Origin of the sequence: Mycobacterium sp. ELW1 (genome assembly GCF_008329905.1) — a bacterium.
Lineage (GTDB): Bacteria > Actinomycetota > Actinomycetes > Mycobacteriales > Mycobacteriaceae > Mycobacterium.
In genome coordinates, this window is the sequence record NZ_CP032155.1 from 1,341,347 (window position 1) to 1,356,155 (window position 14,809).

Sequence of the window (14,809 nt, forward strand, 5' to 3'; positions counted from 1 at the left end):
GAGCGACGTGACCAATAACCTTGGCCCGGGCCCGATTCACCGCTCGGAGACGGCCAGCGCCGCCGCGCCCGTCGCCGCAGCCGCGGGGCACAGCTTCGGCTCGCGCAGCTACGCCCGCCCAGTAGCCGGATTGGTCACCGTCCTGGCCCTAGGGGTGATCGTGGTCGTTGCCGTCGGCCTGTTCAGGGGCTCGTTCGCCGAGACGGTTCCGGTGACCGTCTTGTCGCAGCGCGCCGGTTTGGTCATGAATCCCGATGCCAAGGTCAAGATGCTCGGGGTGCAGGTGGGCAAGGTCGCCTCCATCGAGGAACGACCCGACGGCCAGGCGGCCATTCACTTGGCGATGGATCCCACGCAGTTGCCTCTGATTCCCGCCAACGTGCTCGTCGACATCACGTCCTCAACAGTGTTCGGCGCCAAGTACATTCAACTGGTCCCTCCCCACACACCGTCGGCGCAGACCATGCAGGCCGGGCAGGTCCTCGACGCAGGGCACGTCACGGTCGAGATCAACACGGTCTTTGAGCAACTCCGGTCGGTGCTGTCCAAGATCGAGCCGGAAAAACTGAATGAGACCCTCGGCGCGATCGCGTCGGCCGTCAATGGCCGAGGTCAGCAGATCGGCCAGACACTGACTGACCTCGATTCTTTTCTTGCCAAGTTGGATCCGAGTCTGCCGAATCTGAGCCACGACATCGCCGTGATGCCGACTGTCACCGCCGCCTACGCTGATGCCGCACCCGACCTCATCAAGACCGTCGACAACTCCACGCGGATCAGCCAAACCGTTGTCGACGAACAACAAAACCTAGACGCGCTCCTGGTCAGTGCGATCGGGCTGGCCGACATCGGCAACGACGTGGTCGGTACCAATCGACAGTCCCTGACTGATGTGCTGCATCTTCTGGTGCCAACCACCGACCTCACGAACCAATACCACGACGGCCTGACCTGCGCGCTGGGCGGTCTGGTGGCGTTCGCGAAGAATCCGCCGCTGCCTGAACCCGGTGCCGAAGTATTGATCAGCTTCGCGCTCGGGGTCGATCGGTACCGCTACCCCGGCGATCTGCCGAAGGTCGCGGCCACCGGTGATGTGCAATGCCAGGGCCTGCCCAACGTGGCCCCCGGAGCGCGTCCACCTTTTCTGGTTACCGACGTGGGCGCCAGTCCCTGGAAGTACGGCAACCAGGGAATCCTGCTGAATTCCGACGGTCTCAAACAACTGTTGTTCGGTCCGATCGACGGCCCGCCGCGCAACAGCGCACAGATAGGACAGCCCGGGTGATACCGAGTGCACGTGCGACGTTCCTCAAGTTCGCGGTCTTCGTGGTCGTGATGGCCGTCCTGACCGCCTTCCTCTTCCTGATTTTCGGCCAATACCGCACCGGTGAAACCAACGGATACTCAGCGGTATTCGCCGACGCGTCGCGCGTGAAGGCCGGAGACTCCGTGCGGGTCGCCGGGCTGCGGGTGGGCACGGTCGACCATGTCTCGCTGCGCCCGGACAAAATGGTGGTGGTGACGTTTGACACCGACCGCAGCGTCGTCCTTACTACCGGTACCCGAGCAGCGGTACGCTACCTCAACCTGGTCGGCGACCGTTACCTCGAACTGGAGGACGGCCCGGGCTCGATGAAGGTGCTGCCGGCAGGATCCCAGATCCCTCCGGACCGCACCGACCCGGCGCTCGACCTCGATCTGCTGCTCGGCGGTCTGAAGCCAGTCATTCAGGGCTTGAACCCGCAAGACATCAACGCGTTGACGACCTCGCTCATCCAGGTGTTCCAGGGCCAGGACGGCGCGCTTGCGTCTCTGCTGTCAAAGACGTCGTCATTCTCAAACGCGTTGGCGGACAACGGTCAAGTCGTTGAACAACTTATCGACAACTTGAACACGGTGGTGGCCACGCTCGCCAAGGATGGCGACAAGTTCTCCGGGGCAATCGACGGCTTGGAGAAGCTGATCACCGGTTTATCGCAAGACCGCGACCCGATCGGTTCCGCCATCGAAGCGCTCGACAAGGGAACCGCTTCCATCACCGATCTGCTGACCCAAGCGCGTCCTCCGTTGGCCGGCACGATCGACCAGTTACATCGGCTCGCGCCGCTGCTCGATCAGGACAAGGACCGCATCGACCTGGCATTGCAGAAGGCGCCGGAGAACTACCGCAAACTTGTCCGCCTCGGTGCATACGGCAGCTGGTTCCCCTACTACCTGTGCGGAATCAGTTTTCGGGCCAGCGATTTACAAGGCAGGACAGCGGTCTTTCCTTGGGTTAAGCAAGAAGGCGGAAGGTGTAGCGAACCCTGATGCTTAAGTACCGCGGATCCAATCTCGTTCGCACCGGATTTATCGGTGTCGTGCTGATCGTCCTCGTCATCGCGGTCGGCCTTCAGCCACAGTCCCTATGGTCGCTGGCAACGGCGGTCAGATACCAGGCGTTGTTCTCCGAAGCGGGCGGACTTACCACCGGCAATATTGTGACCGTTTCAGGGTTCAAGGTTGGCGCGGTGTCGAATGTCGCTCTGTATCACGGGGATGCCCTGGTGACCTTCACCCTCGACGGGACGGTTGTTCTGGGGTCGGACACCACTGCCCACATCCGGACCGGCACGCTGCTGGGTGAGCGGATACTGACCCTGGAGTCCGCCGGCAGCCAAGTTCTGCATCCGTCCCAGGTGATCCCAGTCGGGCGTACCTCCTCGCCCTACTCGTTGACCGAGGCGGTCAGCGACCTCACCAGCAATGCCGCCGGGACTGACACCGATTCGCTGAATCAGTCCCTGGATACGCTGTCGGCGACGATCGATCGTGTCGCACCGCAGCTGGGTCCGACTTTCGACGGCCTGACCCGGTTGTCGCGGTCGCTCAACAGTCGCAATGAGTCGTTGGGTGCGCTGCTCAAAAGTGCCAGCGATGTCACCGGGATCTTGTCGCAGCGCAGCCAACAGCTCAACACGTTGATCCTCAACGCCAACGATCTGCTCGGGGTGCTGGTCGCCCGCCGGCAGGCCGTCATCGAGCTCCTTAGCAACACGTCCGAACTGAGCCAACAACTCTCGGGCCTCGTCCATGACAACGAAAAGGAACTGGCACCGGCGCTGGAGAAACTGAATTCGGTGACCGCAATGCTGGAGAAAGATCGTGACGACATTGCGAAGGCGTTGCCAGGCCTGGCGAAGTTCCAGAGGACACAGGGCGAAGCTGTCGCCAATGGTCCCTTCTATCAAGCGTTCGTCCCCAACCTCTCGCCGGCGGAGTTGCTTCAGCCGTTTCTGGACTACGCGTTCGGGTTCCGGCGGGGCGTCGACGCTGGCCAACCACCGGACAACGCCGGCCCTCGCGCCGAGTTGCAGTTCCCCTACAACGGAATTCCGCAACCAGGAGATCACCCATGAAGTCGCGTAAGCGTGGAACGGCGGCCCTGGCGGTCGTCTTGACGGTCCTTCTCTTCGCCGGCGCTGCTCTGATTGTCCGGCAAACGTTGTTGCGCCCCAGGACCATTACCGCATACTTCACGGCCGCGACCGCGATTTACCCGGGTGACGAGGTGCGGGTCGCCGGCGTGAAGGTGGGTACCATCGCCGCCATCCAGCCCGAAGGTATTCAGGCCAAGATGACGCTGGACATTGACCGTGACGTGTCGGTGCGCGCCGACGCCAAAGCTGTGATCGTCGCCCAGAACCTTGTCGCGGCACGCTATGTCCAACTCACACCGGCCTATCGGGACACCGGCCCCACGATGCCTGATAATGCGGTGATCCCGGTCGAACGCACCGCCGTCCCGGTCGATTGGGACGAGGTCAAGGATCAGTTGATGCGGCTGGCAACGGATTTGGGACCCACGAGTGATGTGTCCAGCACATCGGTTTCCCGGTTCATTGACAGCGCCGCCGATGCGCTGGGTGGAAACGGCGAAAAGTTGCGACAGGCTCTGGTCCAACTATCAGGCGTCGGGCGGATCCTGGCCAACGGCAGCGGCAATATCGTCGACATCATCAAGAGCCTGCAGACATTCGTCACCGCCCTTCGCGACAGCAACACGCAAATTGTGCAGTTCGGTGATCGCCTCGCCACGCTCAGCAGCGTGGTGAACGACAGCAGATCCAACCTCGACGCCGCACTGAGCGATCTGTCGACAGCCGTCGGTGACGTGCAGCGATTCATTGCAGGAAGCCGCAATCAGACCGCTGAACAGATCACGCGGCTGGCCAACGTCACCCAGAACATTGTCGATCACCGGATGGACCTTGAAAACGTCCTACACGCCGCGCCGAACGCGTTCGCCAACTTCTACAACATCTACAACCCCGACACCGGCACGGCGGTCGGTCAATTCGTCTTCAACAACTTCTCCAGCCCGGGAGCATTTTTCTGCTCGGCGATCGGTGCCGTCGAGAACGCCACCGCGCCAGAAACAGCGAAGCTGTGTGCGCAGTACCTCGGTCCCGCCTTACGCTTGCTCAACTTCAATTATTTGCCGCTGCCCCTCAACCCGTACCTCATGAAGTCGGCGAGCCCCACCAACCTCGTCTACTCCGACCCGAGGCTGGTGCCCGGCGGTGCCGGACCGGCCGCTGGCGCGCCCGATCTCCCGCCCGCAGTGTCGGCCTACACGGGACTGAACCCGCCGGGGCCCGCACAGCCGCCGGCGGTGGCTCCAGGCCCATCGGCGCCGCAGCATTTGCCGGCATTTCCCTCGCCCGCGTTGTATCCCGGGGCGCCGCTGCCCGGTCCGCCGAAAACCTTGGGAGAGGTCATCCTTCCGGCCGAAGCACCGAACGCCAGCGGCCCGCAGCCCGGTGCGCCGCTGACCCCGGAAGGGACGCCGCCGTCATGATGGACAAACGATTGGCGCGCCGCCTGGCGGGGGTCGCGTGCACCATCGCGTTGGCAACGACGGGATGTGCTTTTCACGGCGTGAACTCATTGCCGTTGCCCGGCGCGGTCGGGCGTGGCAGTGATGCCCACACCTATCACGTCGAGATCGCCAATGTTGGCACGCTGGAATCGAATTCACCGGTCATGATCAATGATGTGGTGGTCGGCAGTGTCGGCCAGATGAAGCTGCAGGGCTGGCATGCCGATGTCGAGATCTCAGTCAAACCGGATGTGATCGTTCCCGCTAACGCGGTGGCCAGCGTCGGGCAAACCAGCCTACTGGGATCCATGCATCTGGCCCTCAACCCACCGCTCGGGCAACCGCCGACCGGGCAGCTGCAACCGGGCGCCACTATCGGACTGAATAGATCCTCGACCTACCCGTCCACCGAGCAGACGTTGGCGTCACTGGCTGCCGTCGTCAACGGCGGCGGCCTGGGTCAAATCGGCGACATCATCCACAATTTCAACGCCGCGCTATCTGGCCACGAGGACCAGATCCGTGACCTCATCACCCGACTGGACACCTTTGTCGGCATTCTGGACGCTCAGCACGACAACATCATCGCCTCCATTCAGTCGCTCAACCGGCTCGCCACGACATTCGCCGACCAACGTGACGTCATCACCAAGGCGCTGACAAAGATACCGCTGGCGCTCGACGTTTTGAACAAGGAGCGCCCCCGCCTCACCACGGCGCTGGACAAGCTGCGCGTTTTCAGCGATACCACCCGGGGGCTGGTCAACAGTACGCAGGCCGACCTGGTGAAGAACCTGCAAAACCTGCAGCCGACAATCAAAGCGCTCGCTGATGTCGGACCCGATCTGGATACGGCGCTTGCCCAGGCGACCGTGTACCCATATGGCCAGGATTTCGTCGACCGGGCCGTTCGGGGGGACTACGTAAACTTCTACGCCATCCTGGATCTCACCGTTCCGCGGCTCAAACGGACATTATTCGCCGGTACCCGCTGGGGGCAAGAGGGCGCGGCATTGGTGCCGGCGCCGGGCGACCCGTGGTATCTGAACTACACCTACAACCCCCTCGCTACCGGCATCAACCCGCCGCCCGCCGATGCCGCCCCGCCCGGATCCGGGCCCGCGACAGCGGCCGAAGCCACACCGATGCCACCGGTGTCGGAGCCGTTAGTACCCGTGGCTCCACCGCCATCAATGCCGACCACGTCGCCGCCGGGAAGCTCGCCCCTGGACGTCTTCACGGGTCAGCAGAAGCAGCCACCGCTTCCGCCAGTCGAAGGCGCCCCAACTGGGGTCGCGCCAGCTACGAACGCGGGTGGCTGATGCTGACCCGTTTCGTCCGAATCCAGTTGGCGATCTTCACGATTGCCTCCATTGTCGGCGTGTTGGTGATGATCTTCTCCTACCTTCAAGCGCCGACCCTGCTCGGTGTGGGCCGCATCACCGTCACGTTGGAGCTGCCTGCCGCTGGCGGCCTCTATCGCTTCAGCAACGTGACCTACCGCGGAGTGCAGGTCGGCAAGGTCACGGCGGTGAATTTGACGTCGACCGGCCCAAAGGCGACATTATCGCTCGACACTTCGCCGAACATACCGGCTGACCTGCACGCCGAGGTCCGCAGCATCTCCGCGGTCGGCGAGCAGTACGTGGACTTGCGGCCACGCTCCGACGCTGGACCCTACCTGCATGACGGCTCAGTGATCTCGGCCGCTGACACCACGATTCCGCAACCCGTCGGCCCGATGTTGGACAAGGTCAGCGCCCTGATCAACAGCATCCCGCAGGGCAAGTTATCCGGGCTTCTCGACGAGTCGTTCAATGGTTTCCACGGCGTCGGCGACGACCTGGGCTCGTTGTTCGACTCGTCAGCCAAAGTGGTCGGAGACATCAATGGTGTCGCCGAACCCGCCCGCAGCTTGGTGGACGACGCCGCACCGCTGCTGGATTCCCAGGCCGACAGCACCGACGCCCTCAGGACCTGGGCGCACAGCCTGGCCGGCATAACATCGCAGGTGGTGACCGACGACCCGCAGGTGCGGACGCTGCTGCAGACCGGGCCCGGCGCCGCCAACGAGGTATCTCAGTTGCTCAACCAGGTAAAGCCGACGCTACCGGTATTGCTGGCGAACCTGACCACCCTCGGACAGATCGCGGTGACGTATCACCCGTCGCTGCAACAGCTATTGGTGTTGTTACCGCCGTCAGTGGCGTCCACGCAGGCATTCGGCCTGTCCCGGAACAACCCGACGGGGTTTCCCATGGGCGACTTCGCTGTCAGTCTCGGGGATCCACCGGCGTGCACGGTCGGGTTCCTGCCACCCTCACAGTGGCGGTCTCCGGCCGACACCACCACGGTCGACACTCCTGATGGGCTGTATTGCAAACTGCCCCAAGACTCTCCCATCGTGGTCCGCGGTGCGCGCAACTACCCCTGCATGGGACACCCCGGAAAGCGCGCACCCACCGTCGAGATCTGTGACAGCGACAAGCCGTACGAACCGCTGGCGATGCGCCAACATGCCACCGGGCCGTATCCGCTGGATCCGAACCTGATAGCACAGGGCGTCCCACCCGATGATCGAGTCACCCTCGGCGATCACATCTTTGGTCCGATCGACGGAACGCCGATGCCGCCAGGAATGCCCCAGCCGCCGTCGGCGGCGCCTGTCGGTCCACCGCCACCGGCTGATGTGCCGTCGGCGCCGGCCGCGGCACCGCCGCCGACCGGAGCTGACGGCAGTGCGCCGGCCGTCGCGCCGAGCTCATTCGTAACCGGCTCCGAGCCATCGGTCGGCATTGCCGAGTACAACCCGCGGACCGGCATGTACGTCACACCCGAAGGGCAGGTTTATCGGCAGCCGGACCTCGTGGCAGGTGGGGCACCCAAAACATGGAAGGACTTACTGCCCAACTAGATTCGACCTATGTGTGGAGGATGAAGTGATGCACACACATCGTGTGATCGCCGGAACAGCGGCCTTCATGGCGACAGCCATGACCGGCCTCGGCGCGCCGCCGTCTGCCCGCGCGTCCCAAGATGGCCTGGCACTCAACGGAACCTACATCGTTACGGCTAACGGCGACTGGGCGAAGACGAATGACTCCTACCACAACGAGGCGACCGTCAGCAGCACCTGGACCATCACATCGAGTTGCTCCAACCCTGTCGACTGCAGCGGCCAAGTGACCAGCGACCAAGGCTGGACCGCGCCGCTCATCCACAATTCCGACGCCTGGATCGTCGACCGCGACCTCCCGAACTGGGAGCCGTGCGCAGACGGCACCGCCGCCCCTGGCCACCAGAGGTACCGATTCTGGCCCGTCGACGCGACGGGATACGTGGCCACCGGGTCTCCGACGTTAGGCGGCGAGCAACGAACGACCGGACCGAGTGGGGCTTGTGGCATCAACCAGCTGCTTGTCATCAGAATGCCGATCAGACTCGACAAGGTCGACTAGGACGATAGGTGTCTGGCGGCACCTGGCAGCGCTTGTGCCGGCGCTAGCTGGCCAGCCATCGATGTCGATGATGCGGCTTTGCGACCCGCCGCAGCTCGCTACCAGTGCTGGCGTTTCGGCACAGCCGTGCATGCACGGCTACGCCGCCCGTGTTCGGCGGCGGGGAGTCGGGCAAAGAGGTGACGCGCAACAGCACTAAAGCTGTTGGACGACAAGCTTATTGGTTCTCACCCAAGCAGCTTGCTGCCTCACACGCTGGGGGAACCGCACGCGGAGCCACAAGTTGGCATTGAGGATCAAACCGGGTGGGCCCGATGCGAGGTCACACTCGAATTACCATCCGCATCAAAGGTAAACCTAGAGCATCGACCCGCCACAGCCACAGACGCGGGGCGTCAGGGGTAGTCCCGCGGCGCCGAGAATGCTGGTCTCGCCGGCCCGAATGCGGGCGCTCGGAGCGCTGACGGCGAGTCGTCGCCACAGGTCCAAGGGGAGGCGCGAGCTTCGGTGCGGATATCGCTGTGCGACAGTGGATTCGACCTCGGAGCGGACACGTCTACCCGTCGACGCCCGACGCACTACATGGCTTCGGCCATTGATCGGTCAACGGTGTCGAATCGCCATGTACGCCACATATTTTGATGCCTAAGGCACACGGTAGAAATCGCTGAAGACTCGCTCTAAAGGTGCCATTCCGGGCTGTTGACGACGGTTGAAGACCCGGCCAGTCGCGGCGGGGTGGGTTCTAGTCAACGTCGCAACACCGACGGACCACTGGAGGCTAGCAGGGCAGCGAATAGGTCGGCGGGGCAACGGTCTTGGAGGACCATACGGGGACGGTGGTTGAGTTCGTTCTCAACGGCGAACAGGTGCTCCGGTGGATGGTTGACGAGGGTGACACCCTTGGGGAAGTAGTCACGCAGCAGTCCGTTCGTGTTCTCGTTGCTTCCGCGTTGCCAGGGCGATCTGGAGTCGCAGAAGTAGACGGGTGCGCCGAGCTTGTCGGTAGTGGCCAGGTGGCGCGCCATCTCGGTGCCCTGATCCCAGGTGATTGATCGCATCAGCGCCGTTGGCAGATCCTGCATGCGAGCCACCAGGCCGGCGTGCAGGGAGTCGGAGTCGGCGCGGGGCAGATGCACCAGCCGCAGCATCCGGGTCTGACGTTCGACCAGAGTGCCGATCGCCGAGAGGTGGTTGTCGCCGATGATGAGGTCGCCCTCCCAGTGACCAGCTTCAGACCGGTCGATCGCGGGGAAAGGCCGATCTTGGATGGTCAGCATCGGCTGCTGGAACCGCGGCCGCCGGCGCCGCTGGCACTGGTGGGCTCTGCGGTGATCCCGACCGGTGCATAGCGGTGAACGTCGGTGCGGAGCCAACCGCGAGGGTCGCAAGAAGCGCGAATTCGGTTGATAGACAGCCTGATAAATACTCTCATGGCACAACCACATCGATCGATCATCAGGAAAGCGGAGGCGCAGATGACGGCTGATTTGCTGCGGGCTCCAACGCTGACCAAGCAGCTCGGTGACCACACTGCTGAGGCGATCGTTGATGTCGACACGGCGTCGGTGGTGACGTACGCGACGCGCGGTGGCTCGCCGATGGGCATCGAAGGGCTGGTATCCGCGACCTGCCAGCGCGTTGCGCCGTAGCTCCCTGGAAATCGTCGACGCCGATCGACCGAGCCGCTCGGCGATCACGCGTAGGCTCAGCCCGCAGCGACGCAGATCGGCGATTTCGATGCGCTCGTGCTGGGAAAGATATCGCGTACTGATCTGGCGGACCGCGAGCCGATCTAACGGCGGAACGAACCCGACCTCGACGCCGTTGCGGTAGACCTTGTGCCCACGCGACCAGTTCGTCCCTGAGGACCGCGACACACCAACTTCGCGGACCGCAGCCCGGACACTCCAACCCCTAGCCCGCAGCTCCATGAACCGCTGACGCTTGGCCGACTGCGGACGACGCCCCGGCCCCTTCTTCACCCGACGCGACGATGCCAACACAACCTCCAGAATCTAGAGAAGTGTTGCGACCACGCCTAGAAACCACCCCGTCGCTTCTGGCCTACTTTTCGACCGTCGTCAACACGGGCATCGCAACGAGGCGACACTCTGGGGATTGGCGCTCGGTGGGCAATGCACACCGGCGGACGCGAGCGCGCGACGACAGCAGAAGCAACAGGTGCACGCGACTTTGTCGGGCCTCAGTGAGGTATCTCGCGAGGTCTCGATTCCTAGGCGTGCCATCGCAGGAGGTGGAACATTCAGTATCGCCGCGTTCAGATCAGCGTTTGTGGCTCGCAGCACCGGTGTCGAACGCCGCTGCCCCCGCAGCGCACGCCTAGCAGCGGCGGCTCCGCAATGACTCGAGGTTGTCCGCCGTCACGGTCACCGAACCGCAAGATCATTCGATGCGACCACGTAGCCCAGCAAACTTTGTTAGTTTCATGCCACCTGGCTTGGTCCCCCTTAGCAAAGGCAGCTCCGCTTGTCTGCCGGGCCCTGAGAGGATCCGCGATGCGGCGAATCGTCCGGTGGTGGCGCCAGCCTGACCATTTCGACTGGCTTAGTGGCTACCTCCACGCACGTGATCTGACGCGGCCCACCCAAACGATGATGGTCATCGTCTCGCTGTGCCTGGCCCTGATTCCGGTGAACGAACTCTGGGGTCCGCCCGCTGTCAATCAGGCTGTGGCGATCACGTTCGGTGCGCTAGCCGGTCTGGCGGGTCTGGGCTTCGCCGCACTATGGCAGACGCGCTGGCCCACCCGACGCCAGTCCATCGCCTTCGCTATGACCGTCAGCGCCTGCATCGGATTCGGGTGCCTGATCCAGGCCAACCCACTGATCGCCGTCATGGCGTGCACGGCTCCGGCTCTAGCGGGTGGTTACCTTGCCTTCTTTCATACCGCCCGGTTCATGTTCACTAACTTCATGGTTGCTGTCGTGGCCGGGAGTGTTGCCGCGACCCGGCTCGCCGCTTCGGGTGAGGTCCTGCTCGCAATCTCGGCCTACATTCTGGTCGTAGGGTTGAATCTGGCGGTTCCGCTCGCGATCCAGATCGTCGTACACGCACTGGGCATCGACCTGCTGGAATCCGATCGAGATCCGTTGACTGGCCTGCTCAACCGCCGTGCCATCGAGCATGCCGTTGTGGGCATGCTGATCGCGCGACGCGACGCCGACGCCTATCTGGCAGCGGCGGTGATCGACCTCGACCGGTTCAAAGCCATCAACGACACCAAAGGCCACGCCGTCGGCGACGCAACCCTAAAGGCAGTCGGAGAGGCTCTACGCGACAACAGCGGGCAAGGCGCGGTCATCGGCCGGATCGGCGGCGAGGAATTCATTGTGGCCGACATTGCTACGCCCGCTACAGCGCGCGCGCTGGCCGAGCGTCTGTGCGTCGCTATCGCATCCGTTCCGTTGCCAGTCACCGCCAGCATCGGCACCGCCGTCGTCGCACTACAGGGTGTCGATAGCACCGATTTCACCGAGCTGTACAACCAGCTGGTCGCAGAAGCCGACACCGCGATGTACACGGCCAAGCGCGGCGGTGGCAACCAAGCCCACCATCGTGGCCTGACGACGTACCACCGCCGCCCAATCAGCTAGAGCCCTGCCCATCGCGTCCATTCACTCCACGTTGCGCGACAGTGACGTCGCCCTGCGAGGGGAGACGGTTTATAGATAAATGGCACTGCGTTGCTCCAGGTCGCCCCAGCGCTAAACTAACCTAGTTAGCTACGTCAATGATGTGGCCCCAACGACCCATCGCGCCGTCACGAGGAGCTGGACGCGCGCCAGTGCAATGCGATCGCTTCCGATGTTCACGCCACGCCTTCCGTAGATGAGGACATCGTCGATCAGTTGCTGGGCGGCACCATCATCGACTGCCAAGTCTGCGGTCCGGGTCCGTTGTGGGCCAGATTGCCTTGGGTGTAGACCTTTCCGTCGGGTCCCACGTAGTCCCCGGTGGTCGGGTTGTACTGGGCGACAGCGATCGGTGGCGCCGAACCGGGCGGGATTGCCTGCGGTGCAGGCTGTTCAGCGCCCGGCGGCAACTGAGGAACTCCTTGTCCGGTCGAGGTGGCGTTGGGGTCGCCCTTCCAGTTGTAGCCGTCGTTGAGGGGCACGTAATTCTCGTTGCTCTCGCACATCTTCACCGTCGGCGCTCGTTTGCCCGGGACCGTTTCGCACGGAATGTTGGTGCGATGCTGGCCAAGTTGGCCGCCAGGAGCGGCAGGGTCGGCTGCACCCTGTCGAAGAGCGCACGCATCTCGTCGGCGGCCGGGGCTCCGTTTCCCAGGGTTCCGGCCACCGCCGCGTCGTTATCGCGCAGTTGCTGTGTGATGCTCGCAAGATGAGATGACCACGCATGCACTGAGTTCGACGTGTCTGTCTGGGTGTCGAGGATTGGACCGACGTGGTCGACGAGGTTGGTCAGGTCGTCGAGGTTCTGCCGGGCGTCGGTGGCGAGCGCGGTCGAGCCCTTGACGAATCGTGAGATGTCGGGGCCTAGTCCGCTGACCGCGGCGGACGCCTCATCGATCGTGGTGCGCAGGTTGTCTTGGGGGATCGCCAGCAGTCCGCGGTTGGTGGCATTGAGCAGACTGCTGCACGTGGGATAGTCACCGTCGCGATCGCAGATGACGGACATCTTATCGGATACCGAACCAACGGAGCGACGGACCCAGACCTTCTTCTCTGGCCAAACGCAGTGACGCACCAAGAACTTATGGGTGCTCGTGACGTCGGCGGGCGGTCGCCTGGAATGCGTTTCTCTACAGGACAGCGATCAAGATCTGCACAACCGTGTGGTTCTAGGATCCGCCACGAAAAATGGAATTTGGCGTCCGCCATCTTGAGTGGAATTTTGGAAAAGCTCAGGTAGAGGCGACGGCATCCGCCACGAGAAAGTGGAACCTACAGAGACTGTAGGTTCCAAATTTCCGTGGCGGATTCCAAAACAAGATGGCGGATTCTGGCGGATCCGCCACCGACATTGGAAATTGCCTAGTTCGTCTAGCTACTAGCGGGTGCCTCTATGCCGTGGTACTGCACGGAGGCGTCGCTGCAAATCCCTAAACCAAGGCGATCCATCGGACCGGTCGGCGGAGCGCCTCGTCGAAATCATCGTCACAACGGGGGTTATCTCTCTGGCGGCAGCTCACCACGCCTAAGCAGCGCCCGCCCGGCAGCCAGCGCCGAGTGGATCATGGGGGCAGTAACAGGGATTGACGCTTCGCCGCGCCGCCGGACGATGCTGATGAAGGTTCCTTCTTCGTTGCCGTCTACGATCGCTCCGTGTACGAGAAACGGCTTAAGTTCTTCAGGCTGGGCGGGCACGATGACCAAGAGAAGTCCCAGATCACCGCATCCAATGGACTCGATTGACAGGCGATCAGGCGGGGGATAGAGCCGATGCTCGATTGCCTGTTGATAGCGTCGGATAAGACTGCCGTTCAGCGGGACTGGGCAAACACGTTGAATTATTTCACCGCCGGGGATCTTCTTCCCGGCCATGCCTACCACCAGGATTCCCCCGAGCTCGGAGTTCGCGAATTTCGCAACCGATCGAGCCAACTTGATCTGCCCGACTCCCGTATCGAGGTCAAAGTTTTGGCTTTTAACCTCCAGCCACTGGCTCTCTGACTGGCCGACAAGCGCACGAGCGTGGCCCGCCCGAAGGAGGTTGACGGCGGTTTCCTGGGTAAGCCGTCGGGATTGGTTGAACGCGTCGATAAGCGCGATTGCGTCTTCGCCAAGCCGATAAAGATCGTCGAGCTTTCGCCCTCGAGCGTTGATTTTCGCGACCCCACTCCACCACCACGGTGGGGATCGGTTATGTGCATTGAACTCGACCTCGACCAACTGGGTGCGGTTACGATCGAACAGAGGCGCGAGTATTTCCGCCAATATCAACGAGCCAGCGGCGAATTCGTCGAAGTACACCTCGTCGTCTGGCCCTTGTCTCGGATCGACTGCGTGAATTTCGTCCCAAATCCATTCGCCTGTCGAGAACATGAAAGAGATAGCTAGTGTGTCGTCGACAAGGCGGAATGTGATGGGTTCGATTGGGCTGTCTTCCTCATCAAAATAGGCCTCGTCGTCCATACTCAGCTCAAGCGTTGGATCCTCGCAACCAGCACGAACCTCGCGCCTCATCACACGTTGAAGTTCGCTGGCGGAACAGCCGGTGAGGTCTGAGACTCGAGCCACAAAAACGTTTGTGTATACGCCGTTCTCTCGGAGCTTGTCCCCGAAATACCAGCCCTGGCCGCCAGGATCGCGCCGGATTCCGACGGGACTTCCTTTACCAGCATCATCATTGCTCGCAACCACGGCATCATCATCGCCGGTGTGGAACGCGCGTGGGAGGGCTTCCTTTGCCTTGACAAGTTCTGCCCGGAGAGTCCGCAACCACCCCGGGTCGCCGCTATCCAGATCGCCTCCAAAGGTGTATCTACGAGACGGATTCTTCGCCG

10 protein-coding genes and 1 pseudogene are annotated in these 14,809 nt (G+C 62.7%); 8 read left to right on the forward strand and 3 right to left on the reverse strand.

Annotated features, from left to right (window positions below; all coding sequences use genetic code 11):
• Positions 1 to 7: 7 nt before the first annotated feature.
• The 7 genes from D3H54_RS06270 to D3H54_RS06300 are packed head-to-tail and all read left to right on the forward strand — an operon-like array spanning position 8 to position 8,319.
• Positions 8 to 1,285 carry an MCE family protein gene (locus tag D3H54_RS06270; protein ID WP_149378323.1) on the forward strand — a complete coding sequence of 426 codons (1,278 nt, stop codon included), beginning with the start codon at positions 8 to 10 and terminating at the stop codon, positions 1,283 to 1,285.
• Complete coding sequence (locus tag D3H54_RS06275) at positions 1,285 to 2,310, forward strand: MCE family protein (protein ID WP_149383371.1); 1,026 nt, start codon at positions 1,285 to 1,287, stop codon at positions 2,308 to 2,310. The genes D3H54_RS06270 and D3H54_RS06275 overlap by 1 nt, the downstream gene beginning before the upstream one ends.
• Positions 2,310 to 3,398, forward strand: a complete 1,089-nt coding sequence (locus D3H54_RS06280) for an MCE family protein (RefSeq protein WP_149378324.1) — start codon at positions 2,310 to 2,312, stop codon at positions 3,396 to 3,398. The genes D3H54_RS06275 and D3H54_RS06280 overlap by 1 nt, the downstream gene beginning before the upstream one ends.
• On the forward strand, positions 3,395 to 4,840 hold the full coding sequence (locus D3H54_RS06285) for an MCE family protein (protein WP_149378325.1): 1,446 nt from the start codon (positions 3,395 to 3,397) through the stop codon (positions 4,838 to 4,840). Before D3H54_RS06280 ends, D3H54_RS06285 begins: the two co-directional genes overlap by 4 nt.
• A complete protein-coding gene (locus D3H54_RS06290; protein WP_149378326.1) occupies positions 4,837 to 6,183 on the forward strand; it encodes an MCE family protein in 1,347 nt (448 codons plus the stop codon). The genes D3H54_RS06285 and D3H54_RS06290 overlap by 4 nt, the downstream gene beginning before the upstream one ends.
• Positions 6,183 to 7,775: an MCE family protein gene (locus D3H54_RS06295; RefSeq protein ID WP_149378327.1), complete on the forward strand. Its 1,593-nt coding sequence runs from the start codon at positions 6,183 to 6,185 to the stop codon at positions 7,773 to 7,775. Before D3H54_RS06290 ends, D3H54_RS06295 begins: the two co-directional genes overlap by 1 nt.
• Positions 7,776 to 7,803: 28 nt before the next feature.
• Positions 7,804 to 8,319, forward strand: coding sequence for an Rv2253/PknI dimerization domain-containing protein (locus D3H54_RS06300; protein WP_286199135.1), 516 nt, complete (start codon positions 7,804 to 7,806; stop codon positions 8,317 to 8,319).
• Positions 8,320 to 9,068: 749 nt separating this feature from the next.
• Here D3H54_RS06300 and D3H54_RS06305 read toward each other — a convergent pair.
• Positions 9,069 to 10,322 (reverse strand): IS30 family transposase, encoded by a 1,254-nt coding sequence (locus D3H54_RS06305; protein ID WP_432246501.1) that lies wholly within the window; start codon positions 10,320 to 10,322, stop codon positions 9,069 to 9,071.
• Between the two features lie 792 nt (positions 10,323 to 11,114).
• On the opposite strand from D3H54_RS06305, the gene D3H54_RS06310 reads away from it, so the two are divergent.
• Entirely contained in the window at positions 11,115 to 11,936 is an 822-nt protein-coding gene (locus D3H54_RS06310; RefSeq protein WP_286199136.1) for a GGDEF domain-containing protein, read from the forward strand.
• Positions 11,937 to 12,187: 251 nt separating this feature from the next.
• Here the strand turns inward: D3H54_RS06310 and D3H54_RS31675 are convergent.
• Positions 12,188 to 12,948, reverse strand: a pseudogene (locus D3H54_RS31675) (Mce/MlaD family protein); the annotation flags it as partial.
• Between the two features lie 524 nt (positions 12,949 to 13,472).
• Positions 13,473 to 14,666 carry an AlbA family DNA-binding domain-containing protein gene (locus D3H54_RS06325; protein ID WP_149378331.1) on the reverse strand — a complete coding sequence of 398 codons (1,194 nt, stop codon included), beginning with the start codon at positions 14,664 to 14,666 and terminating at the stop codon, positions 13,473 to 13,475.
• Between the last annotated feature and the right edge of the window lie 143 nt (positions 14,667 to 14,809).